Source organism: Streptomyces lydicus (genome assembly GCF_004125265.1).
GTDB classification, from domain to species: domain Bacteria; phylum Actinomycetota; class Actinomycetes; order Streptomycetales; family Streptomycetaceae; genus Streptomyces; species Streptomyces lydicus_C.
Genome location: NZ_RDTE01000003.1, coordinates 2,122,822 through 2,144,982, shown reverse-complemented (window position 1 = coordinate 2,144,982; position 22,161 = coordinate 2,122,822). Strand labels below are relative to the sequence as shown.

The window sequence follows — 22,161 nt, the reverse complement described above, 5'->3', positions numbered from 1 at the left end:
CCGTCGGTCGTACCGGACCGATGGCTCCGTATAGGGATGCGGAAGTGCGTATATAATTCCAGAGTCTGAGTCCGTTGTTCCCACTGCCGCACACCAGGAGCCCACCCATGGCGATAGACCTCACCGGCCGCCACTTTCTCAAGGAGCTGGACTTCAGTGCCGAGGAATTCGGCCGACTGATCGACCTGGCGGCCGAGCTGAAAGCGGCCAAGCGCGCCGGGACTGAGGTCCCTCGTCTCCAGGGCCGGAACATCGCCCTGATCTTCGAGAAGACCTCCACCCGGACCCGCTGCGCCTTCGAGGTCGCGGCCGCGGACCAGGGCGCCTCGACCACCTACCTGGACCCGTCCGGCTCGCAGATCGGGCACAAGGAATCGGTGAAGGACACCGCCCGGGTCCTCGGCCGGATGTTCGACGGTATCGAATTCCGCGGGAGCCGCCAGTCCGACGTCGAGGAGCTGGCGGCCCACGCCGGGGTGCCGGTCTTCAACGGACTGACCGACGACTGGCACCCGACCCAGATGCTCGCCGATGTGCTGACCATGGTCGAGCACGGCGGGGGCCGTCCCCTGGCCGAGACCGCCTTCGCCTACCTCGGCGACGCCCGCAACAACATGGGCAACTCCTACCTCGTCACCGGGGCCCTGCTCGGCATGGATGTACGGATCGTCGCGCCCCGGCAGCTCTGGCCCGACGAGACGGTGGTCGCCAGTGCGCAGGTGCTCGCCGAGAGCAGCGGCGCCCGCCTCACGCTCACCGAGGACGTTGCCGAGGGCGTGCGCGGCGCGGACTTCGTGACGACCGATGTCTGGGTCTCCATGGGGGAGCCGAAGGAGGTGTGGGACGAGCGGATCGCGCTGCTCGCCCCGTACGCGGTCACGATGGAGGTGCTGCGCGCGACCGGCAAGCCGGAGGTGAAGTTCCTGCACTGTCTGCCCGCGTACCACGACCTCGGGACCGCGCTCGGCCGGGAGATCCACGCCCGGCACGGGCTGTCGTCGCTGGAGGTCACCGACGAGGTCTTCGAGTCCGAGCACTCCGTCGTCTTCGACGAGGCGGAGAACCGGATGCACACGATCAAGGCGGTGCTGGTCGCGACGCTCGGCCGGTAGGGCCGGGCCGGGCGGGCCACCGGGCGGGGCCGACGCCGGCCATGGTGTCAGTGGCGGCATGAGCGCTTCAGCTCCGGCAGGGTGAACCAGACGGCCTTGCCGCGGGGGGTGGGGCGGCAGCCGGAGGCGGAGCTGAGGAACCGGATCAGCAGCAGTCCACGGCCGCGGTCACGGTCGCCGGTATCGGTATCGGTATCGGTATCGGCATCCGCGCCCGCACCTGCACGCCCGCCCGCCTTCGCGCCCACCTCCGCACTTGCCATCTGCCCGCCACGCTCCATGCGCTGGATCGGGAAGTGGTCCTCACCGGTGGGGCGACCGTCCGCCGTGTGGGGGCCGTCCGCCCCGCGAGAGCCGTCCGCCCCGCGAGAGCCGTCCGCCGTGCGAGGACCGTCCGCCCCATGAGGACCGTCCGCCCCGCCCGCCCTGTCTGCCTCCCCCGCCCCGTCCGCCGCGCAGAACGCTGCGGAGCCGGCCGGCGTCCCCACCGTGACCGGAACGTCCAGACCCGGCAGGGGTAGCGGGCCGCCGAGGCCCCGGACGAGGACGGGATCGCCGTCGTGCACCTCGATCCGGCAGCCGGCCGGCCGCAGCTCCACCACCAGCTCGATGGGGTCCGTATCGCAGGTGTGCTTCAGGGCATTGGCGACGAGTTCGGCGGTCAGCAGCTGTGCGGTGGTGCGGTCGGCCGTGGCCCGGAGGTCCTGCAGGGCGGTCCTGACCATCGCGCGGGCGATGGGGACGGCCGTCGCGCCGCGCGGCAGCGTGATGCGCCAGATCGAGGGCGCGGGCGGTTCCAGCATGTGCTGTCCGTTCCGTTCGCAAAAGGCCGGGCCGGATACCTGAGGCCTGATGGGACCCGTCCACGGTAGGAAGCGCGCGGGTGGTCGGAGCAGGGGCGAGCGACCAGGAAGGGCACGACCTAAGTCATACGGAGACCGGGACCTTCGACCGGTGGCGACGCCGTGACGCGATGACGCCATCACCGCGATGACGCCGTGACGCCATGACGCGACGAAGCCGGAACGCGATGGCGCCGTGGCGGGAGGAAGCCGTGACCCCGTGACTCCATGAGGCCATGACGCCATGAGGCAAGGACACGACGACGTCCCCAGCCGCGCCGCTATCGCGCCCTCGTGACGACAGTCACCAACCGGTGATAACTTCGACAAGGCATCCGGAACACCATCCACCCGGCCGGTCGGCCAAAGGGGGCAGGCAGCCCGATGAGCCCGTTCGCAGGATCAGCCCGCAGTACAGACGCCTGGCAGCACATCCGCGTGACCAGGAAGGACGGAATCGCCACCGTCACGCTGGCGCGCCCGGACAAGCTCAATGCGCTCACCTTCGAGGCCTACGCCGACCTCCGTGATCTGCTCGCCGAGCTGTCCAGGGAGCGTTCCGTACGCGCCCTGGTGCTCGCGGGGGAGGGGCGCGGCTTCTGCTCCGGCGGCGATGTCGAGGAGATCATCGGCGCCACCCTGGGCATGGACACCGCCCAGCTCCTGGACTTCAACCGGATGACCGGTCAGGTCGTACGGGCGGTGCGGGAGTGCCCCTTCCCGGTGATCGCGGCGGTGCACGGGGTCGCGGCCGGTGCGGGCGCGGTGCTCGCGCTGGCCGCGGACTTCCGTGTCGCCGACCCGTCCGCCCGTTTCGCCTTCCTCTTCACCAAGGTCGGCCTCTCCGGCGGTGACATGGGCGCGGCCTATCTGCTCCCCCGGGTGATCGGCCTCGGCCACGCCACCCGCCTGCTGATGCTCGGCGACGCCGTCCGGGCCCCGGAGGCCGAACGGCTCGGCCTGATCAGTGAGCTGGCCGACGAGGGCCGGGCCGACGAGGCGGCCGCGGCGCTCGCCCGACGGCTCGCCGAGGGACCCGCGCTGGCACACGCCCAGACCAAGGCGCTGCTCACCGCGGAACTCGACATGCCGCTGGCCGCCGCCGTCGAGATGGACGCCGCCACCCAGGCGCTGCTGATGAACAGCGCCGACTACACGGAATTCCACGCCGCTTTCACCGAGAAGCGGACCCCCAAGTGGCAGGGGAAATAGCCATGCGGGTCGCCGTCATCGGCGGGGGACCGGGCGGGCTGTACGCCGCGGTCCTCCTCAAGCGCCTCGACCCCACCCGCGAGATCACCGTCTGGGAGCGCAACGCGCCCGACGACACCTTCGGCTTCGGCGTGGTGCTCTCCGACGAGACCCTGGGCGGTATCGAGCACGCCGACCCGGAGGTCTACCGCGCCCTCCAGGCGGAGTTCGTCCGCTGGGACGACATCGACATCGTGCACCGCGGCCGCACCCTGACCTCCGGCGGGCACGGTTTCGCCGCGCTGGGGCGGCGCCGGCTGCTGGCCGTGCTCCACCGGCGCTGCCGCGACCTCGGCGTCGAGCTGCGCTTCCGCAGCGAGGCCCCGCCCGCCGCCGAGCTGGCCCGGACGCACGACCTGGTGATTGCCGCGGACGGGGTGCACAGCGCGACCCGCACCGCCCATGCCGACGCCTTCCGCCCCCAGCTGACCACCCACCGCTGCCGCTACATCTGGCTCGCCGCCGACTTCGCCTTCGACGCCTTCCGCTTCGAGATCGCCGAGACCGAACACGGCGTCGTACAGCTCCACGCCTACCCCTTCGCCGGCCCCTCGCCCGCCCCGCGGCCCCCCGGGGCGCCGCCCTCCGGGACGGCGGAAGGCACCCTCGGGGCGAGCACGGTGATCGTCGAGATGCGCGAGGAGGTCTGGCGGGCGGCCGGACTCGACCGCTGTGACGAGCGCGAGTCGGCGGAGTGGTGCGCCAAGGTCTTCACCGACGCGCTGCGCGGCCGGTCGCTGCGCTCCAACAACTCCAGCTGGATCGCCTTCCGCACGGTCGTCAACGACCGCTGGTCGTACGGCAACACGGTGCTGCTCGGCGACGCCGCGCACACCGCGCACTTCTCCATCGGCTCCGGCACCAAGCTCGCCGTCGAGGACGCCCTCGCGCTGGCGGCCTGCCTCCAGGAGCAGCCCGACACCGCCCGTGCCCTGGCCGCCTACGAGGAGGAGCGCCGCCCGGTCGTCGCCTCCACCCAGCGCGCCGCCCGCGCCAGCCTCGCCTGGTTCGAGGAGCTGGCCACCTACCTCGGCCAGCCGCCCCACCAGTTCGCCTTCAACCTCCTCACCCGCAGCCGCCGCGTCACCCACGACAACCTGCGGCTGCGCGACCCCGGCTTCGTCGCCGCCGTCGAGCACGAGGCGGGCACCCCGTCCGGCACGCCGCCGATGTTCACGCCGTTCCGGCTGGGGGAGCTGACCCTGCGCAACCGCGTCGTGGTCTCCCCGATGGACATGTACTCCGCCGCGGACGGCGACGGCACCCCCGGTGACTTCCACCTCGTCCACCTCGGAGCCCGCGCGCTGGGCGGCGCCGGGCTGGTGATGACGGAGATGGTGTGCGTCAGCCCCGAGGGCCGGATCACACCGGGCTGCACGGGGCTGTACGCGCCGGAACACGAGACGGCCTGGCGCCGGGTCACCGACTTCGTGCACACCTCCGCGCCCGGTACCGCCATCGGCGTCCAGCTCGGCCACTCCGGCCGCAAGGGCTCGACCCGGCTGATGTGGGAGGGCATCGACCAGCCGCTCCAGGACGGCAACTGGCCGCTCGTGGCCCCCTCCGCGCTCCCCTACCGCGCCGGCGTCAACCAGGTCCCGCATGCGCTGACCGGCGCCGAACTGGAGACCGTCCGCGCGCAGTTCGTCCGCTCGGCGGAGTCGGCCGTCCGGGCGGGCTTCGACCTTCTCGAACTCCACTGTGCCCACGGCTACCTGCTCTCCGGCTTCCTCTCCCCGCTCACCAACCACCGCACCGACGCCTATGGCGGCGATCTCGCCGGCCGGCTGCGTTTCCCGCTGGAGGTCTTCGACGCGGTGCGCGCCGTCTGGCCGGCCGGCCGCCCGATGACGGTCCGTATCTCCGCGACGGACTGGGCGGACGGCGGCACCACCGCGGATGACGCGGTGGCGATCGCGCGGGCCTTCGCCGAGCACGGCGCCGATGCCATCGATGTGTCCACCGGACAGGTCGTCCCCGACGAACGCCCCGACTTCGGCCGCTCGTACCAGACCCCGTTCGCCGACCGCATCCGCAACACCCTCGGCGTGCCGGTCATCGCGGTCGGCGCCCTCTCCTCCTGGGACGACGTCAACTCCCTGGTGCTGGCGGGGCGCGCGGACCTGTGCGCACTGGCCCGGCCGCATCTGTACGACCCGCACTGGACGCTGCACGCCGCCGCGGAGCAGGGGTACGCGGGGCCGGGCGCCGTCTGGCCGCTGCCCTATCAGGCAGGCAGCCGCACCCCGCCCACCGGACGTACCGATGCGCCGAAGCCCCGCCTCACGCTGCGGTGACGGGGAGGCGCCGGCAGCGGGGCGGGGCCGTTCCGGGGCCGGTCAGGGCGTCGGTACGCAGGCGATCTGCGCCGAGACCACCGGCTTGCCGTGCTGTTCGACGGTGACCTCGACCTGCCGGTGGTCGTCGTCGGTGTGGCCCGTGGTGCGTGCCTCCACCCAGGTCGGCGCATCGAGTTCGGCGTAGCGCTCGAAGGCACAGTCGATCGAGGCGGGCACGGTGAAGCCGGGCGTTGCCGCCTGCGCGGCCTGGCGGGCGGCCTCGACGATCAGCATGCCGGGCACATGGTCCACGGGATGGTCGAAGAGCACCGGGTGCGAGGTGTCCACCCGCAGTTGCCAGCGGTCGGGGCGGTCGGTGGGGGAGAGCACCACATCGCGGTCGTGTTCCCTGGCGACCAGCTGCGGGGCGACGGCCCCCGGCAGCGGCACCTTCCGGGAGTTGGCGAGGGCCAGATCGCTGTACTCGCCGCGCAGCCGGCGGTAGACGGCCGGGCTGTGACAGGAGTAGATGAGTGTCGCGGAGGCCAGGTCGGCGCCGTCGCACACGATCCGGAACTCCTGGTGGGCGCTGACCAGCCGGTTGCCGCGGAGGACCATGTCGTGGTCGGTGACGTGCAGGGTGACCTCGGCCGGACGGTCCGCGGTGCGCAGCGCCTGAGGCGCGAGGTCATAGCGGACCCGCTGCCAGATGATCGGGTGGTCCAGCGGCACCTGGTACCCGACATGACTCAGCAGTATCCCGGCCTGCCGGACGGTCTCTATCAGCAGCACCGGGTCGTGCAGCCCGCGGACCGGACCGTAGAAGGTGTGGGCGCGCGGCCACTGGGCGCTGACCTCCCAGCCGTCGTCGTCGCGCCGCCAGTTGGTCAGGAAGACCTCGGATAAGGCGGCACGGTGGACGTACTCGCGTGGCACGGTCATGGTGAGCTCCGACGGTGGGATGCCGTCGGCGAACCGGCCTCCGAGGTCGTGGCGCTGATCGCGTGAGTACGGCGTGAGCGTGGCGCCGGTCATGGGTCTTCCTTTCCGTGTGTGGCTCTCGACGCCCTTACGGGCCGAGCCTCGGTGATGACAGCCCGACCATAAGATACGGACCAAGCGGTTTGTTCATTGCCCCTGAGCGAGCCCTGTTCCGCGGGGCGGCAGGCTCTCAGGCCGGGATCTTCACGCTGCGGCCGTGCGGGTCCAGGTGGCCCAGCGCGCCCGGCGACGCCAGACCCGGCAGGGTGTGCTTCCACAGGGCCGTGACGCGCTCCGGGAGATCGGCCCGGTTGGTCGCGGCCCGGGAGAACAACTGCACTCCCATGTACGCGGAGACGAAGAACTCGGCCGCCCGGTCCGGCGCCACGCCTACCAGCAGTTCGCCGTTGTCGCGGGCCTCGGTGAACATCGTCGTGATGATGTCGATCCAGGCCTGGTACGGCACCAGCGGGTCCTCGCTGAACGTCGTCTCCACCGCGATCCGGGTGCCGGCCTGCAGCAACGGGTCACTGCGCAGGGCCAGCGCCACCTGATGGGTGAAGTCGATGGCGTCCTGCAGCCGGGACTCGCTGACTTGTGGAAGGAACGGATCGGTTTGCTCCGTTATCACCGCGCGGGCCAGCGCGTCCTTGGACGTGAAGTGGAAGTACACCGCTCCCTTGGTGACCCCGGCGCGCTGGATGATCTCGGCCATCGTGGCGGCCTGGTATCCGCGGCTGCCGATCACATGAGCCGCTGCTTCGAGGACGGCACGCCGGGTGCGCACTGCGCGTTCCTGCTTGACCACCGATCATCCTCCGTATGCTCTCTTGGAGTTGTTGTGCCTGAGTGCGACCCGCTGCCCGTGGCCGCGCAGTCTATTTCCGCATCATAAAGAAGCCAACCATGCGGTATTGAATTGCGTGGAACGAGCGGGAAGTCCGAAGGGTGCGATCCGGCGCCGCGCACCGCTGCGATGCCGTCGAGTACTACGAGCGCGAGGAGCTGTCCGATGCCCCCCACCGTCGTCCCCGCCATACCCACCATGCATCGCGAGATCCGGCTCGCCGAAAGGCCCGACGGTGAACTGACCACAGGTCACTTCGTCGTCGCCGAGGTCCTGGTGCCACAGCCTGCGCCGGGGCAGGTGCTGGTGCGTAACCGTCTGATGGCGGTGACCGCGGCGATGCGGACGCAGATGGCCGGAATGCGGCTGCCGATGGCCTCATTTGTGCCGGGTGAGGCGCTGTGGGGGTCCGCGGTCGGTGAGGTGGTGGCGGCTCCCGACGGCGGCTTCACGCCCGGCGAACTCGTCCACCACCCCTGCGGCTGGCGCGAGTTCGCGGCCGTCGAGGAGTCGCGCGTGCGGCGGCTGGCGGCGGACGAGCTGCCGACGTTGGCCGCGCACCTCTCGCAGGGGGCGACGGCCTGGGGCGCGCTGCGCCGTGCCGCCGAGGTGCGGCCGGGGGACACCGTCTTCGTCACCGGGGCGGCGGGCGGTGTGGGCAGTCTGGCCGGGCAGCTGGCGCGGCGGCTGGGCGCCGGCCGGGTCGTCGGCAGCACCGGCTCGGAGCGCAAGGCGGCCCGGCTGCGTGCCGAGCTGGGGTACGACGACACGATCGTGCGCGGCGCCGCGCCGATCGAACGCCAGCTGCGCCGGGCGGCGCCGGGCGGCATCGATGTGCTGCTGGACACCGTGGGCGGCGAACAGCTCACGGCGGCGCTTGCCATGGCGCGCCCCGATGCGCGGTTCGCGCTGGTCGGTGCGCTCTCCGGCCAGCTGGACGGGGGCATGGGCGCCGTCGCCCCGGTGGAGCTGGACGCGTCGCTGATCATCACGCGGCGGGTGCTCCTGCGCGGCTTCGGCCTGCACGCGCACCCGGAGCTGCCGCAGGAGTGGACCAAGGAGTTCGGCCAGGGCCTGCGGGAGGGCTCCCTGGTCTTCCCGCATGCCCTTCTGAAGGGGATCGAGCAGGCGCCGCGGGCGCTGTGCGAACTCACCCAGGGGTGTCATATCGGGGCCGTGCTGGTCGAGTTGTGAGACCGGGGCGCGAGGGCCGGGGCCGGACGGCGGACGCGGGACGGCGGTCGGTCCGGATCAGCGCGGCCGGTCCGGATCAGCCGGCCGCGCTGATCTGCGTCGGCGCCGGGAGGCCGGCGGCGGAAACCTGTCCGGGCGCGGCCGGCAGCAGCGCCCACAGGCCGACCACGGCCTCGCGCTCCCACCACGTCCGGTCCTCGCTGCCCAGGTGGAGCAGACCCACCACGAGCGAGGTCAACAGCTGTGCCGTGCGCCGCGGTTCGGTGTCCGACGCATGCGGTCCGACCGGCCCGCCGGTCCCGCAGGTCACCGCCTTGTCGAGGAAGAGCGCGTACCAGCGCTGCTCCAGGGCGTAGATGCCGAGCCCCGGCGCGGTCTCCGGGCGCAACCGCAGCCCGGCGCGGAGCACGGCGTCCGACTCCACCCGCCCGAACAGCTCGACGGTGAAGTCCCTCACGGCGACGGCCAGTGGCTGCGGGGAGCGGGTGAAGACGTCCTCGATCTCCTGGAGGGTCGCCAGCGCCGCGTCCCGCACCGCGAGCGTGAGGTCGTCCTTGGAAGTGAAGTGGAAGTAGAGCGCACCTTTGCTCAGCCGGGCCCGCCGGCTGATCTCGACCATGCCCGCGGCGGGTACCCCCTTCTCCAGGAAGGTCTCTGCGGCCGAGCGGATGAGTGCCTGGCGGCTCTGGATGGCGCGATGCTGGGTGGGCACGGTGTCCGTCCCGTCTCTAGTACGGCTGCGAGCTCAATGCAGTCTACATAGAAAACCAACCATGCGGTTCTGTATGCTCCGGGTGAATGGCCAGAACTGGCGGGCCCTGACGTGAAGTCAGCGGTCGGCGGATCAGTCGGAGCCCCGGCGGCCTTTCCGGCGCTACGCCCCCCAGTTTGGCCCCCGGCCCGGGTGTTGTCGACCCGTCAGGGGTCGTCGCGGTCCATTGACAAACAGCGCAGGCGGTTTTTAAATCTCCAAAGGCGGTAATCGGGAAGGTCCCTTCCGTTGCAGCCGCCTTGACGGTCGCGTACCGCCGTTGGACGGCGGTGCGTCATGGCGAGACCGCCTCTGCCTTCACCGGTCCTCGACCGCAGGCCGCCCCACCAGCCGAGCCAGCAACGTCACCCGACCCCCTGCACCCCCCATCGGAATCCGGAAAGGTCTCCAGCCATGCGCGTAGCAACGGAAGTCGAACGTCCCGTGAGAGGTGCACGGGGCGCCGGCGGCGAGACGATCAGGGCCGCCGTCTTCGACCTGGACGGCACCCTCGCCAACACCCTGCCCCCGATCAGCAAGCTGCTGGTCAAGGTGGCCTCGGAGCAGGGGTGTTCGGTGACCGCCCGGCAGGCGGCCTCCGCCATCGGCAAACCGCCCGGCCCCGCCTTCGGCCGGCTGCTGGGCAAGCCCGAGGACGACGGCCGGGTGCAGGCGGCCATCTCCCGCTACCGCGAACTGTTCGCCTATGAAGTCCTGTGCCAGGGACCGCAGCTGCTCTTCCCCGGGGTGACCGCGGGGCTGTCCGCGCTGCGTGCCCATGGTGTCGAGCTGGCCGTCGCCACGTCCAAGACCACCCGCAGCGCCGAGGCGCTGCTCGATGTCATGGGCATCAGGGACCTGGTCGGCCCGGTCATCGGCCAGGACATGGTCCGGCGCGGCAAGCCGCACCCGGAGATGGTGCTTCGGGCGGCGGGCCGGCTCGGCGTCGCGGCCTGGCAGAGCGCGTATGTGGGGGACACCGTGGGGGACATGAGGATGGCGGTCACCGCGCGGATGGAGCCGGTCGCGGTGACCTACGGGGTCGGTACGTTCGGTGAGCTCGCCGCGGTCGCCGGCACCCGGATGTGCGGCTCGTTCAAGGATGTGGTCTCGGTGATCGCTGCGGCCCGGCCACGGCCGGGCGTCGGGGTGGGGGCCCAGCCGCGCCGTCGCTGAGACGGCGGGTGACGGAGCGAGGACGCTACGGCCCGCTCGTCACCTCGTGCGCGTAGCGGGCCCCGGCGGTATGCAGTGTGGCGTGCAGCCGGCTGAACACCTCCGCCGCGCGGCCCCCCGGCCAGTCCTCCGGCAGGAGGGGAGAGGGCAGTCCGGGGTCCGCGTAGGGCAGCTGACGCCAGGCGTCCAGCGCCAGCAGATAGTCGCGGTAGGCCGCTTCGGGGGGCACCGAGCGGCGCCGCGACCACCGCCGCAGGACGGGTTCCTGCTCGTCGAGGAAGGCGCGGTGGCGCGCGGCGAGGGCGTCCAGGTCCCACCAGCGGGCCACCGCGTCCGCCGTGGGGGCGAAACCGGCGTGCTCGCCGGTGAACAGGTCGACGTACGGGGACAGTTGCAGCCGCTCCAGGGTGTGCCGGGTCTCCTCGCAGAGGTGTGCGGGGGCGATCCACACACCCGGTGCCGCGGTGCCGAAACCGAGCCGCGACAGCCGGGAGCGCAGCAGATGCCGCTTGTGGCGCTCCTCCTCGGGGACGGAGAAGACGGCCAGTACCCAGCCGTCGGACAGCCGGGCGGCCGGGCGCGCGAAGATCCGCCGGTCGCCGTCCTCCAGCAGCTGGCGGGCCGCTTCGGACAGCCCGTACGCGGCCGCGCCGGTGGCCGTACGCGCGGGGACCAGCAGCCCGCGCCGCTTGAGCCGGGAGACCGCGGAGCGCACCGACGGCGGATCCACTCCGAGCGCACCGAGGAGCCTGATCAGGGCGGCGACCGGCACCGGAGCGTCGGCCCCGCCCGTGGATCCGGTTCCGCCCGCGGATCCGGCCCCGCCGCGTCCGTAGGCGCCGTAGAACGTGACGATCAGGGACCGTGGGGTGCGCTGTGTTTGCTGGTCGTTCACCGGGTCACTCTAGATCGGGTCCCGCAGCCGGAAGCGCTGGAGCTTGCCGGTCGGGGTGCGCGGCAGCGAGGTGTGGAAGACGATCTCGCGGGGGCATTTGTAGGGCGCGATCCGGGTCTTGGTGAAGGCGCGGAGCGCGGCAACGGTGTCCTCTCCCGGGCAGACGCCGGGCCGCAGCACGACATGGGCGACGACCACCTGCCCGCGGTCCTCGTCGGCCCGTCCCACCACCGCCGCCTCGGTCACATCGGGGTGCCGCAGCAGCGCGTCCTCCACCTCGGGGCCCGCGATGTTGTAGCCGGCCGAAATGATCATGTCGTCCGCGCGGGCCACATAGCGGAAGTAGCCGTCCGGTTCGCGGACGTAGGTGTCGCCGGTGAGGTTCCAGCCGTTCCGTACGTAGTCGGTCTGCCGGGGGTCCGCGAGATAGCGGCAGCCGGTGGGCCCCTGTACGGCGAGCAGTCCCGGTTCGCCGTCCGGCAGCGGTGTGCCGTCCGCGCCGACCACCCGCGCCCGGAAGCCGGGGACCGGCACCCCCGTCGTCCCCGGGCGGGCGGCGCCGTCGGCAGCCGAGAGGAAGATGTGCAGCAGCTCCGTGGCGCCGATGCCGTTGATGATCCGCAGACCGGTCGCCTCGTGCCAGGCCTGCCAGGTCGCGGCGGGCAGGTTCTCGCCGGCCGATACGCACCGGCGCAGCGAGGAGACGTCGTGCCCGGCGAGCTTGGGCAGCATGGCGCGGTAGGCGGTCGGCGCGGTGAACAGCACCGAGATCCGGTGCGCCGCGATGTCGCCGAGCAGGCGCTCGGGCCCGCCCCAGTCGGCGAGAAAGGCCGAGGCACCGGCCCGCAGCGGGAAGATCACCAGCCCGCCGAGGCCGAAGGTGAAGCCGAGCGGCGGACTGCCGGCGAACACGTCGCCCGGTTCCGGGCGCAGCACCTGCGCAGAGAAGGTGTCCGCGATGGCGAGCACATCGCGGTGGAAGTGCATACAGCCCTTGGGGCGACCGGTGGTGCCCGAGGTGAAGGCGATCAGCGCGACATCGTCGGCGGAGGTCGCCACGGCCCGGTACGGCGCGCCGCCGGGCCGGGCCAGCTGCCGCAGATCGCCCGGCCCGTCCCCGCCGAACGTGGTGATCCGCAGCCCCGGGATCCCGGCCCCGGCCAGGTCGTCGACCGAGCGGACGTCGCACAGCGCATGGCGTACCTGCGCGATCCCCGCGATCGTGGCCAGCTCCTTCGGGCGCTGCGCGGCCAGCACGGTCACCGCGATCGCGCCCGCCTTCATCACGGCGAGCCAGCAGGCCGCCAGCCAGGGCGTGGTGGGCCCGCGCAGCAGGACGCGGTTTCCCGGCAGCACCCCCAGCGGGCCGGTGAGCGCATGGGCGATCGCGTCGACCTGCGCCCGCAGCTGCCCGTACGTCCAGACCGGGCCGCTCGCGTCACGGACCGCGGGCCGGTCGGCGCCGAGCCGCGCGATGGTGCCGTCCAGCAGCTCGGCGCCGCAGTTCAGCCGGTCGGGGTAGCCCAGGTCGGTGAGGTGCGGCCACTGGTCGTGGGGCGGCAGCCGGTCGCGCGCGAAGGTGTCGGTGTGGGCCGAGGACCGTAGCTCCATGGCGTATGCCCCCCAGGGCGTGTCTTACGGATCATGGCGGACTCGCGAGAAGGGGGCCGACGAGCGGCCGGGAGACGGCGGGGCGAGGGTGCGGGACGATGCGGTAACCGGTCGGGGCGGCGCGGTTGCCTGCTCGTTCCACGGGTCGGGTACTGCCGTTCGGATCCGTCGTCAGCGTAACGTGTTCGTGACGGCAGTCAACAGACCGCGATAGAGGACCGCTACCAGGGAGCCGCCTCGTGACCGTATTCGCGCTGGGACCGGAAGAGCAGGAATGGTGCGCCGAACTGCGCGCGCTGACCGCCGAACGGCTGAGCCCGCTGGCGGAGAAGGGCGAGGAGGGCCGGGTCAACCGCCCGCTGGTCGCCGCCCTCGGCGAACTGGGCCTGCTGCGCCGCCTGTTCCCCTCCGACGGCGCGCTGCGCGCCCTGGATCTATGTCTGCTGCGGGAATCCCTCGCCCAGGAGTGCACGGAGGCGGAGACCGCGCTGGCGCTGCAGGGCCTGGGCGCCTATCCGGTGGTGCAGTCCGGAACCGCCGCCCAGCGTGCCCGCTGGCTGCCCGAGGTGGCCGCCGGCCGCGCGGTCGCCGCCTTCGCGCTGAGCGAGCCGGGCGCGGGCTCGGACGCCGCCGCGCTGTCCCTGGCCGCCGAGCCGGACGGCCCGGACGGCTGGCGGCTCACCGGCGAGAAGTGCTGGATCTCCAATGCCCCCGAGGCCGACTTCGCCACCGTCTTCGCCCGTACCGGAGGCGGGGCGGGCGCGCGTGGTGTCACGGCTTTCCTGGTGCCCGCCGGCCGGCCGGGCCTGACCGGCGCGCACCTGGACATGCTCAGCCCGCACCCGATCGGCACGCTCCAGTTCGACGGCACGCCCGTGACCAGGGCGGATGTCCTGGGTGAGGTGGACGGCGGCTTCGCCGTCGCGATGGCCACCCTGAACCTCTTCCGGCCGAGCGTCGGCGCCTTCGCGGTCGGCATGGCGCAGGCCGCGCTGGACGCGGCGCTGGCGCACGCGGGCGCGCGCACCGCGTTCGGCGGCCCGCTCAGGGACCTGCAGTCGGTCGGCCACCAGCTCGCCGAGATGGCCACCCGGGTCGAGTCCGCCCGCCTCCTGGTGTACGCGGCCGCCTCCGCGTACGACACCGGGGCCCCGGACATCGCCCGCCGCTCGGCCATGGCGAAGCTGCTGGCGACCGAGACCGCCCAGTACGTCGTCGACGCCGCCGTCCAGATCCACGGTGCCCGCGCGCTGCGCCGCGGCCACCTGCTGGAACACCTCTACCGCGAGGTCCGTGCACCCCGCATCTACGAGGGCGCCACGGAGGTGCAGCGCTCGATCATCGCCAAGGAGCTGTACCGGCACCGTCCCTGAACTCCCTTGCGGAGCGGGGACGTTGCCCGTCTCGGCAGTGGACCTTCCGGACCTGGCCGCAGGGTGCGGTGCCCCGTCGACGCCCGCTGTGTACGCCTACCCGTACGGGCGGACGCCGGAGCCCGGCCGACGGGCGGTTGTCAGTGCCGGATGGCAGGCTGAATTCAGAGGATCCGCGAAGGGAATCGTCATGATCACTACTGACTTCGTCCCCGGCTCCCCGTGCTGGCTCGATCTCGGCGCCCCCGATGTCGAGGTCGCAACGGCCTTCTACCGGGCCGTGTTCGGCTGGCGGTCCGAACCCTACGGTGATCAGGACGCGGGCGGATATACGCTCTTCCGGCTCGACGGCACGGCTGTCGGCGCGGTCGGCCCGCTCCCCGGGCAGGGGGCCCGCTCTGCCTGGACGCTCTACTTCCACACCCCCGACGCACAGGCCACGGCCAAAGCGGTGGAGCAGGCCGGCGGCTCGGTCCGCTCGGCGCCCGCCCTGGTCGGTGTGGACGACGGCAGGTTCGCCCGGCTCGCCGACCCGCAGGGCGCGGAGTTCGCCGTCTGGCAGCCGGTGCGCTACCAGGGCATCGGCGCCGCGGACGGTGCCGGGAGTCTGTGCTGGACGGAGCTGTACACCACCGACCCGGCCGCCGCGCAGACCTTCTACTCGACGGTCTTCGGCTGGCGCACCCGGGACATACCGCTCCCCGGCGGTGGCGGCATCTACACCCTGCTCACCCCCGCGGGATGCGGCGAGGACCGGACGCACGGCGGCCTCATGGGCGTCCCCGCCGATCTGCTCGGACCCGGCGGAAAGCCGTACTGGCACCCGGTGTTCGGCTCCGAGGACTGCGACGCCACCGTCGGCCTGGTGACGGGCAACGGCGGCACGCTGTCCATGGGCCCGGAAACCGCCGCGGGCGTCGGCCGGCTCGCCGTCTGCGACGACTCCTCGGGAGCGGAGTTCGTGGTGCTCACCCCCGAGGGAGCCCTGTGACCGCGCGCCGCCCTCGATTTCACGACCGCCGGCCGCCCCGGGCGACGCCCTCCGCCGCGCCGCCCGGATACCGCCGGGGCGCGGGCGCCGGGTCCGATGCCAACCGCTCAAGGGGCAGCCATGCGCGCCCCCTCAGCGCCGGAGCCGACGCGCCACACCGACCGCCACGCCCAACGCGACACCCACGCCGATACCGAGGCCGAGGTTGTCAAAGACCAGCAGTCCGAGTCCGACTCCGGCCAGCAGACCGAAGGAGATGCTGAGAGCGAGCACCGTGTCGGGAGACGGAGTGCGCTGTTCCTCGTTGTTTGTCATGCGACCATTGTGCGGCAAGCGGACGGACCATGATCACCCGATGGCCGCCGCGGACCGGACCGGTCAACGGCGCCACCACTCACGGTTCTCCCGGTACCAGGCCACCGTTTCCGCCAGTCCCTCGTCGAACGCGTGACGCGGCTCGTACCCCAACTCGGTGCGGATCTTCGACCAGTCGACCGAGTAGCGCAGATCGTGGCCCTTGCGGTCCGCCACATGGTCGACGCTGTCCCAGTCCGCGTCGCATGCGGCGAGGAGCCGGCCGGTGAGCTGTCTGTTGGTGAGCTCCGTGCCGCCGCCGACGTTGTAGACCTCCCCGGCCCGGCCGCCTTCCAGAACCAGCCGGATGGCGCGGCAGTGGTCCTTCACGTGCAGCCAGTCACGCACCTGGCTGCCGTCTCCGTAGAGCGGCACCCGGCGCCCTTCCAGGAGACGGGTGACGAACAGTGGAATGATCTTCTCGGGGAACTGGTAGGGCCCGTAGTTGTTGGAGCAGCGGGTGATGCGTACGTCGAGGCCGTGGGTGCGGTGGTAGGCGAGGGCCAGGAGGTCGGAGCCCGCCTTCGCCGCCGCATAGGGGGAGTTCGGTGCGAGGGGGGCCCGTTCGGTCCAGGTCCCCTCCGGTATCGATCCGTACACCTCGTCGGTGGAGACATGGACGACGGTGGTCCTGCCCACGCGAACGGCGGCTTCCAGCAGTGTCTGGGTGCCGAGCACGTTGGTGGAGACGAACGTGCCGCCATGGGCGATGGACCGGTCGACATGGGATTCGGCGGCGAGGTTGACCACCGCGTCGTGCTCGGCCATCAGCTCGGCAACCTGCTCGCCGTCGAGAATGTCGCCCTTGACGAACTCCAGTCGCGGATCGTCCCGGACCGGTTCGAGATTGGTGAGGTTGCCCGCGTAGGCCAGGGCGTCCAGAACGGTGACCTTTTGCTGCTCCGCGCTGTCGGCCAGAAGAGAGCGGACGAAGTGGGAACCGATGAAGCCGGCTCCGCCGGTGACGAGGGTCTTCATGACGAATGCGGTGGACTTTCTTTCAGGAAGCGAGCTGGATGCGGCTGTGATCGCCCAGGACGAAGCGATGCGCGGGCGGGGTGCCGGCCGCGCCGGTGATGTGGACCGAACGGCCGATGAGCGAGCCCACGATGCGGCCGGCGCCGGCGATGTGCGCGTCCTTGAGGATGATGGAGAACTCCACGTCACTCCCGCTGATGACGCAGCCCTCGGAGGCGGAGGTGGAAGGGCCGACGCAGGCGTCCACCACCGTGGTGCCGGCTCCGATGACGGCCGGGCCCACGATGCGGGAGCGGATGATCCTGGCGCCCGGTTCGATCCGTACCCGGCCCAGCACGACACTGGTGTCGTCGACCGTTCCGAGGACAGCGGGTTCGATGTCCGCCAGCACACGGTGGTTGACATCCAGCATGTCGGCTGCGTTGCCGGTGTCCTTCCAGTAGCCGTCGATGGTGTCGGCGCGTACATGGTTTCCCGCGTCGATCAGCCACTGGACGGCATCGGTGATCTCCAACTCGCCCCGCGAGGAGGGCTCGATGGCGGCAACCGCGGTGTGCACCGCGCTGGTGAACAGATAGACCCCGATGACCGCGAGGTCACGCCTGGGGACCTCCGGTTTCTCCTCCAGGCGGATCACCCGGCCGTCGCGGGCGAGTTCGGCCACCCCGAACGCCGTGGGGTCGGACACCCGGCCACCGGCTGAACGCACCCGTACGGAGGGGGAGAGCCCTACCCGGAGCCCGGGGACAGCGGGATCGTCCCGGGCAGCGGCATCCGGGCATGCTGGGCCCAGCGCAAAACCGCTGGTTTCCCCGCACATCCGTAGGAGTTGACCCGTGCGTGAGCAGGCATGGCAGAAGTCTCGTTCTTCCAGGCGGCCGAGGGGCGGTGGCCGGCGTGGAGCCGTGCCAGCCGTGGCCGCGGCGGCCGTCGGCATCCTGATGACGGGTGCCTTGGCGCCGCCCGTGGCGTCCGCTGCCGCCAGGGTGCGGCCGGACACCGTCCAGCAGGGCTTGAGCACACTGGTGCACACCGACGGCCTGCCCGCCGCGCTGGCGAGCGTCAAGGACCGCGAGGGCCGCACCCGTACCTACACCGCGGGGGTGGGCGACCTGGCCACCGGCTCGAAGGTGCCCGAGGACGGTCAGGTGCGGATCGGCAGCAACACCAAGGTGTTCACCGCGGTGGTCGTGCTGCAACTGGTCAGCGAAGGGAAGATCGGCCTCGACGCCACGGTCGACACCTATCTGCCGGGCCTCGTACGCGGAGACGGCATCGACGGACGTCACCTCACCGTCCGTCAGCTCCTGCAGCACACCAGCGGACTCCCCAACTACACCTCCTACCTCGGCGACGACGCCCGGTACTTCGAGCCCCGCGACCTCCTCGACATCGCTCTCCGGCACAAGGCCGACTTCGAACCCGGGACGAAGTGGGAGTACAGCAACACGAACTACGTGCTGGCAGGCCTGATCATCCAGAAGGTCACCGGCCGGCCCCTCTCCGAGGAGCTGGACCGGCGCATCATCCAGCGCATCGGGCTGCGCCACACCTCTTTCCCCGCCCCCGGTGACAGGACCCTCAAAGAACCCCATCCCCACGGCTACCCAAGGGATTTCGCCGGCGCGCCGCTGCGCGACGTCACGGACATGGACCCCTCGTGGGGCTGGGCGGCAGGTCAGATGATCTCCACCAACTCCGACCTCAACCGGTTCTTCACCGCGCTCCTGGCCGGCCGCCTCCTCCCGGCGGCCCAGCTCGCCCAGATGCGCACCACCGTCCCCGCCGCGTACCTCGGCCCCGGCGCCCGCTACGGACTGGGGATCGTGAGCCGGCCCCTGTCGTGCGGCGGTGTCTAGTGGGGCCACGGCGGCAGCCTCCCGGGATACGAGACCCGGGGCGGCGCCACCGACGACGGCCGCGCTGCCGACATCGCGGTAACCGCCCAGCCGACCGACAAGGCAGCCATGAAGCGCGCCGAGCGCGTCGTGGACACCGCCTTGTGCCGGTGAACCGCGGCCTTCCGGGAGACCGCGCCTGGCCGCCCGGTGAGCCGGGCGCGGAGCCAGAGATATACGGCAGCCACGGCGACGGCCGTCGCGGAAGAACATCCTCCGTCTCCGGGCGCTGGCTGGAACACCCCGGACCGTCCCCTCCACGCTGACTCGTAGGCACAGCGGCCGAGGTGAAGAAGGTGCCCTGCGCCGTGTGTGGCACATGGGACGTGTGGGATTGCTCGGCTCTCCCCGTTATCAATCTGGGACATATCAACTCGCGACTGAAATCGGCAAGAATCAACAGGGCCACAAAGGGCGCGTGTTGCCGGTCAGGCGTGCCCCTCTCATGTCCGTCAGGGGCGCTGGCCTGCATGCGGACCGGAAGGGAGCCTTCCGTGCGTGTGGGTGTCGAGAAGTGTTGATGTGTATCCCGTAATCAACTTCCCCTCGAATGGACATCGTTGTCGCATGCAGCGAACAACAGTTCGCCGGTATGTGAAGGCTCAAGCATCCCTAGGATGGCCGCCGCAAGTGTGAAAATCATCTTTCGTGGGGGGAAGTCGGCATGCCTTCTGATTACGGGCAGCTCGCCAAGACGGGCCTATTCGGAACGGTCACCATCGGGACCATGACGTTCAGTACTGGTTGGTGGCTGCTGGGTGTGAGTGCCTTCGCCGTCCTGGCCGGCTTCGCGTTGATCCGGTTCGGGTTCCGGACTCGCCGTGGGGTGGGTGAGCAGTGACCGTCAAGCGGACGCCGATGCTGACCGCCCGTCAGCACCGGTCCGCGACCGTCTTCATGGGCATCATCGTGCTGATCCTGGCCAGTGGCTGGACCGCTCAGCACGCGCTGTCCGCGGCCCGATGGGACGCGGAGGTCACCGGACGCCTCTCCTATGTGTGGCTCACCCTCTTCGTGATCTTCCTGATCCAGACTCTGCTCTACCATCTCGAACGCCCCCGGCGCGTAACGGACCGCGTCGCACGCCAGCTGGACGCTCTGCATGTCGCCATCCTCATGCCGGTCTACAACGAGGATCCCGGCTACCTCCGGCTCGGGCTGGAGTCGTTTCTGCAGCAGACCCGTCTGCCGGACAGCGTGCACGTCGTCGACGACGGATCCACCACCTCGGAGTACGCAGAGGTGCGCGAATGGTGGCAACGAGCCGCTGCGGAAAGGGGAGTCAGTACGACCTGGCAGCGCGTACCCAACCAGGGAAAGCGCCATGCACAGGCGCACGGCGTCCGGATGAGCCCGGAGGCACAGATCTACGTCACCGTGGACAGCGACTCCTGCCTGGCGCCGCACGCCATCCAGGAGATCCTCGCGCCCTTCGCGCGGCCCCGGGTCCAGTCCGCCGCCGGCATCGTCATCGCCACCAACAACCGGGCCAACCTGCTGGCACGCATCACCGACCTCTGGTTCGTCACCAGCCAGCTGGTCGACCGCTCGGGCCAGTCGGCTGTCGGTGCCGTCATGGTCAACTCAGGTCCGCTGGCCGCCTACCGTGCAGAGGTCGTCCGCGACAATCTCGGCTCCTATCTGGGTGAAACCTTCATGGGGAACACGGTGATGTTCTCCGACGACTCGTTGCTGACGCTCTACGCCCAGGAACGTGGGCTGACCGTTCAGCAGCCCTCGGCGATCGTCTTCACCGCCATGCCGGAGAAGTGGAGCCATTTCACGCGCATGTATCTGCGGTGGATGCGGGGCTCGACGATCCGCTCGGTGTGGCGGATGCGTTATCTCTCACCTGTCCGCCCTGCCTTCTGGCTGCACCTGATGAGGTGGTTCCAGATGGTGATGACACAGGTGGTGACGGTGTGGCTGCTGGTCGTCGAGCCCGTCGCCTACGACAACCTGCCGCCGTTGTCCATGGTCTGGGTCCCCTTCCTCCTGGGCTGGGCACTCGGTCTGCGATACCTCAGCATCATCCGGAGCGACGAACGCATCCGCTCTCGCGCCCTCACCTGGGTGATGATGCCGCTGGCCATCGTCATGGCCTGGACCGTTCTGCGCTGGCTGCGCTGGTATGGCATCTTCACCTGTGCCCGTACCGGCTGGAACACCCGCCAAAACGGTGCCGAAGTCGCCCTCGACACCCCACCGGCCCCAGTCGCCGTCTGACCTGTCCTGAACGACCGCAGAACCGGCCGCTCCATGCGCTGAGGCGGCCGGCCTTCACTCCTCAGAGAGAGATCCGTGCCATGGCAAGCACCTCACGATCCGTCGCCGTCTTCGGTGCGGGGTACATCGGCCTCGTCACAGGGGCCTGCTTCGCGGAACTGGGGCACCGCGTCGCGGTACGCGATGTGCAGCCCGAGCGCATCAGACTGCTGAACTCGGGCGATGTGCCGATCTACGAGCCCGGTCTCGGAGAGCTGATCGCGGCGAACAAGGAGCGTCTCACCTTCACGCTCGACGCCCGTGAAGCGCTCCAGGACGCCGAGATCGCCTACATCTGTGTGGACACACCGCCCACCGCATCCGGCGACGCCGACCTGTCACGCGTCTGGGCAGTCATCGAGACGCTCAAAGACGCCCCGCACCTGACCGCTGTGGTGATCAAAAGCACCGTGCCCGTGGGCACCGGCGACCGGGTCCGCTGTGCCCTGGACGACGCCGGCCTCGCCCAGGTCGGCTACGCGGCGAACCCCGAATTCACGGCTGAAGGCAGGGCAGTGGAGGACTTCCTGCGCCCCGACCGCATTGTCATCGGAGCCTCCGACACGGCGACCGCCCAGTTGATCGCGGACCTTCACGACGGCGTCGAGGGGCCGGTGCAGGCCCTCTCGGTCGCCTCGGCGGAGATGGTCAAGCTCGCCGCCAACGCCTTGCTCGCCACCAAGATCACTTTCATCAACGAAATCGCCACCGTCTGCGAGGCCACGGGCGCCGACGTCGAACAGGTCGCCACGGCCATCGGCCTGGACCACAGACTGGGCCCACACTTCCTGAAGGCCGGCCTCGGGTACGGAGGCAGCTGCTTCCCCAAGGACTCCCGCGCCCTGCGAGCCATGGCAAGCAACTCCGGATACCCCTTCCAACTGCTCAACTCCGTCATCGAGGTCAACGACCTCCAGCCCCGGCGCGCCATCCAGCGTCTCAAGACCGAACTCGGCGGCCTCAAGGGACGCCGCATCGCTCTCCTGGGCATGACCTTCAAGGCGGGAACCGACGATCTCCGCGAAGCGCCCAGCGCGGTCATCGCCGCCCGACTGCTCGCGGAGAGCGCCGAGGTGCACTGCTGGGACCCCATGGCCCGGCCGGCCGACGTCGCCCCGTGGAACGCGACCGTGCGCCACTCCACTCCTGCCGGGACCATGCACGACGCGGACGCCGCCATCGTGGTGACGGAGTGGCCGGAACTCAAAAGCGTCGACTGGTCGGCAGCGGGCCGCTCCATGCGCCGTCGGCTTCTCTTCGACGGCCGGAATGTCCTCGACTCCAACGCGATGGCCTCTGCCGGTTTCACCTACATGAGCGTGGGCCGTGCCACGGTCCTCCCTTACGCCGAGTGAGTTCTTCA

18 protein-coding genes and 3 pseudogenes are annotated in these 22,161 nt (G+C 70.9%); 11 read left to right on the top strand and 10 right to left on the bottom strand.

The window, feature by feature from the left end; all coding sequences use genetic code 11:
* Window positions 1–107 precede the first annotated feature (107 nt).
* Entirely contained in the window at window positions 108–1,112 is a 1,005-nt protein-coding gene (argF, locus tag D9V36_RS11925) for an ornithine carbamoyltransferase (protein WP_129293757.1), read from the top strand.
* A 47-nt stretch (window positions 1,113–1,159) separates the two neighbouring features.
* On the opposite strand, the pseudogene D9V36_RS11920 reads toward argF, so the two are convergent.
* Together D9V36_RS11920 and D9V36_RS41970 are read right to left on the bottom strand one after the other, a co-directional pair.
* A pseudogene (locus tag D9V36_RS11920) lies at window positions 1,160–1,285 on the bottom strand (ATP-binding protein); the annotation flags it as partial.
* Window positions 1,286–1,627: 342 nt separating this feature from the next.
* A pseudogene (locus tag D9V36_RS41970) lies at window positions 1,628–1,915 on the bottom strand (ATP-binding protein); the annotation flags it as partial.
* A gap of 423 nt (window positions 1,916–2,338) precedes the next feature.
* Between D9V36_RS41970 and D9V36_RS11910 the strand changes: the two are divergent.
* Window positions 2,339–3,166 carry an enoyl-CoA hydratase family protein gene (locus tag D9V36_RS11910; RefSeq protein WP_129293755.1) on the top strand — a complete coding sequence of 276 codons (828 nt, stop codon included), beginning with the start codon at window positions 2,339–2,341 and terminating at the stop codon, window positions 3,164–3,166.
* Between the two features lie 2 nt (window positions 3,167–3,168).
* Window positions 3,169–5,502: a bifunctional salicylyl-CoA 5-hydroxylase/oxidoreductase gene (locus D9V36_RS11905; protein ID WP_129298361.1), complete on the top strand. Its 2,334-nt coding sequence runs from the start codon at window positions 3,169–3,171 to the stop codon at window positions 5,500–5,502.
* 42 nt (window positions 5,503–5,544) lie between these two features.
* On the opposite strand, the gene D9V36_RS11900 is transcribed toward D9V36_RS11905, so the two are convergent.
* The gene (locus tag D9V36_RS11900) at window positions 5,545–6,519 is read right to left on the bottom strand and encodes a ScbA/BarX family gamma-butyrolactone biosynthesis protein (protein WP_129293754.1); all 975 of its coding nucleotides are present in this window, start codon (window positions 6,517–6,519) and stop codon (window positions 5,545–5,547) included.
* A 136-nt stretch (window positions 6,520–6,655) separates the two neighbouring features.
* Window positions 6,656–7,273: a ScbR family autoregulator-binding transcription factor gene (locus D9V36_RS11895; RefSeq protein ID WP_129293753.1), complete on the bottom strand. Its 618-nt coding sequence runs from the start codon at window positions 7,271–7,273 to the stop codon at window positions 6,656–6,658.
* A 204-nt stretch (window positions 7,274–7,477) separates the two neighbouring features.
* On the opposite strand from D9V36_RS11895, the gene D9V36_RS11890 reads away from it, so the two are divergent.
* Complete coding sequence (locus D9V36_RS11890; RefSeq protein WP_129293752.1) at window positions 7,478–8,506, top strand: MDR family NADP-dependent oxidoreductase; 1,029 nt, start codon at window positions 7,478–7,480, stop codon at window positions 8,504–8,506.
* A 76-nt stretch (window positions 8,507–8,582) separates the two neighbouring features.
* On the opposite strand, the gene D9V36_RS11885 is transcribed toward D9V36_RS11890, so the two are convergent.
* Window positions 8,583–9,218 (bottom strand): TetR/AcrR family transcriptional regulator, encoded by a 636-nt coding sequence (locus tag D9V36_RS11885; RefSeq protein ID WP_129293751.1) that lies wholly within the window; start codon window positions 9,216–9,218, stop codon window positions 8,583–8,585.
* Window positions 9,219–9,701: 483 nt separating this feature from the next.
* On the opposite strand from D9V36_RS11885, the gene D9V36_RS11880 reads away from it, so the two are divergent.
* Entirely contained in the window at window positions 9,702–10,433 is a 732-nt protein-coding gene (locus D9V36_RS11880) for an HAD family hydrolase (protein WP_241720842.1), read from the top strand.
* Window positions 10,434–10,458: 25 nt separating this feature from the next.
* On the opposite strand, the gene D9V36_RS11875 is transcribed toward D9V36_RS11880, so the two are convergent.
* Window positions 10,459–11,328, bottom strand: a complete 870-nt coding sequence (locus tag D9V36_RS11875; RefSeq protein ID WP_129293749.1) for a PaaX family transcriptional regulator — start codon at window positions 11,326–11,328, stop codon at window positions 10,459–10,461.
* 9 nt (window positions 11,329–11,337) lie between these two features.
* Window positions 11,338–12,939 carry an AMP-binding protein gene (locus D9V36_RS11870; protein ID WP_129293748.1) on the bottom strand — a complete coding sequence of 534 codons (1,602 nt, stop codon included), beginning with the start codon at window positions 12,937–12,939 and terminating at the stop codon, window positions 11,338–11,340.
* Window positions 12,940–13,178: 239 nt separating this feature from the next.
* Here D9V36_RS11870 and D9V36_RS11865 point away from each other — a divergent pair, with 239 nt between their 5' ends.
* Window positions 13,179–14,312 carry an acyl-CoA dehydrogenase family protein gene (locus D9V36_RS11865; protein WP_129293747.1) on the top strand — a complete coding sequence of 378 codons (1,134 nt, stop codon included), beginning with the start codon at window positions 13,179–13,181 and terminating at the stop codon, window positions 14,310–14,312.
* 190 nt (window positions 14,313–14,502) lie between these two features.
* Window positions 14,503–15,303 carry a VOC family protein gene (locus D9V36_RS11860; protein WP_129293746.1) on the top strand — a complete coding sequence of 267 codons (801 nt, stop codon included), beginning with the start codon at window positions 14,503–14,505 and terminating at the stop codon, window positions 15,301–15,303.
* A 132-nt stretch (window positions 15,304–15,435) separates the two neighbouring features.
* Here the strand turns inward: D9V36_RS11860 and D9V36_RS11855 are convergent, their stop codons facing one another.
* The 3 genes from D9V36_RS11855 to D9V36_RS11845 form a co-directional block, all read right to left on the bottom strand.
* On the bottom strand, window positions 15,436–15,618 hold the full coding sequence (locus D9V36_RS11855; protein WP_129293745.1) for a glycine zipper family protein: 183 nt from the start codon (window positions 15,616–15,618) through the stop codon (window positions 15,436–15,438).
* Between the two features lie 63 nt (window positions 15,619–15,681).
* Entirely contained in the window at window positions 15,682–16,635 is a 954-nt protein-coding gene (gene rfbB, locus D9V36_RS11850; protein ID WP_129293744.1) for a dTDP-glucose 4,6-dehydratase, read from the bottom strand.
* 22 nt (window positions 16,636–16,657) lie between these two features.
* Entirely contained in the window at window positions 16,658–17,323 is a 666-nt protein-coding gene (locus tag D9V36_RS11845; RefSeq protein ID WP_347239707.1) for a sugar phosphate nucleotidyltransferase, read from the bottom strand.
* Window positions 17,324–17,576: 253 nt separating this feature from the next.
* Between D9V36_RS11845 and D9V36_RS11840 the strand changes: the two are divergent.
* From D9V36_RS11840 to D9V36_RS11830, 4 genes and pseudogenes are all read left to right on the top strand, one after another.
* A pseudogene (locus tag D9V36_RS11840) lies at window positions 17,577–18,647 on the top strand (serine hydrolase domain-containing protein).
* 550 nt (window positions 18,648–19,197) lie between these two features.
* Window positions 19,198–19,374 (top strand): hypothetical protein, encoded by a 177-nt coding sequence (locus D9V36_RS40895; protein WP_164992937.1) that lies wholly within the window; start codon window positions 19,198–19,200, stop codon window positions 19,372–19,374.
* Entirely contained in the window at window positions 19,371–20,759 is a 1,389-nt protein-coding gene (locus tag D9V36_RS11835) for a glycosyltransferase family 2 protein (RefSeq protein WP_241720841.1), read from the top strand. The genes D9V36_RS40895 and D9V36_RS11835 overlap by 4 nt, the downstream gene beginning before the upstream one ends.
* 80 nt (window positions 20,760–20,839) lie before the next feature.
* Window positions 20,840–22,153 carry a UDP-glucose dehydrogenase family protein gene (locus D9V36_RS11830; RefSeq protein ID WP_129293742.1) on the top strand — a complete coding sequence of 438 codons (1,314 nt, stop codon included), beginning with the start codon at window positions 20,840–20,842 and terminating at the stop codon, window positions 22,151–22,153.
* Window positions 22,154–22,161: the final 8 nt, after the last annotated feature.

Coding starts and splice junctions, on each gene's coding strand:
- argF (WP_129293757.1), top strand. CDS start 108: ATGGCGATAGACCTCACCGGCCGCCACTTTCTCAAGGAGCTGGACTTC.
- D9V36_RS11910 (WP_129293755.1), top strand. CDS start 2,339: ATGAGCCCGTTCGCAGGATCAGCCCGCAGTACAGACGCCTGGCAGCAC.
- D9V36_RS11905 (WP_129298361.1), top strand. CDS start 3,169: ATGCGGGTCGCCGTCATCGGCGGGGGACCGGGCGGGCTGTACGCCGCG.
- D9V36_RS11900 (WP_129293754.1), bottom strand. CDS start 6,519: ATGACCGGCGCCACGCTCACGCCGTACTCACGCGATCAGCGCCACGAC.
- D9V36_RS11890 (WP_129293752.1), top strand. CDS start 7,478: ATGCCCCCCACCGTCGTCCCCGCCATACCCACCATGCATCGCGAGATC.
- D9V36_RS11870 (WP_129293748.1), bottom strand. CDS start 12,939: ATGGAGCTACGGTCCTCGGCCCACACCGACACCTTCGCGCGCGACCGG.
- D9V36_RS11860 (WP_129293746.1), top strand. CDS start 14,503: ATGATCACTACTGACTTCGTCCCCGGCTCCCCGTGCTGGCTCGATCTC.
- D9V36_RS11855 (WP_129293745.1), bottom strand. CDS start 15,618: ATGACAAACAACGAGGAACAGCGCACTCCGTCTCCCGACACGGTGCTC.
- rfbB (WP_129293744.1), bottom strand. CDS start 16,635: ATGAAGACCCTCGTCACCGGCGGAGCCGGCTTCATCGGTTCCCACTTC.
- D9V36_RS40895 (WP_164992937.1), top strand. CDS start 19,198: ATGCCTTCTGATTACGGGCAGCTCGCCAAGACGGGCCTATTCGGAACG.
- D9V36_RS11830 (WP_129293742.1), top strand. CDS start 20,840: ATGGCAAGCACCTCACGATCCGTCGCCGTCTTCGGTGCGGGGTACATC.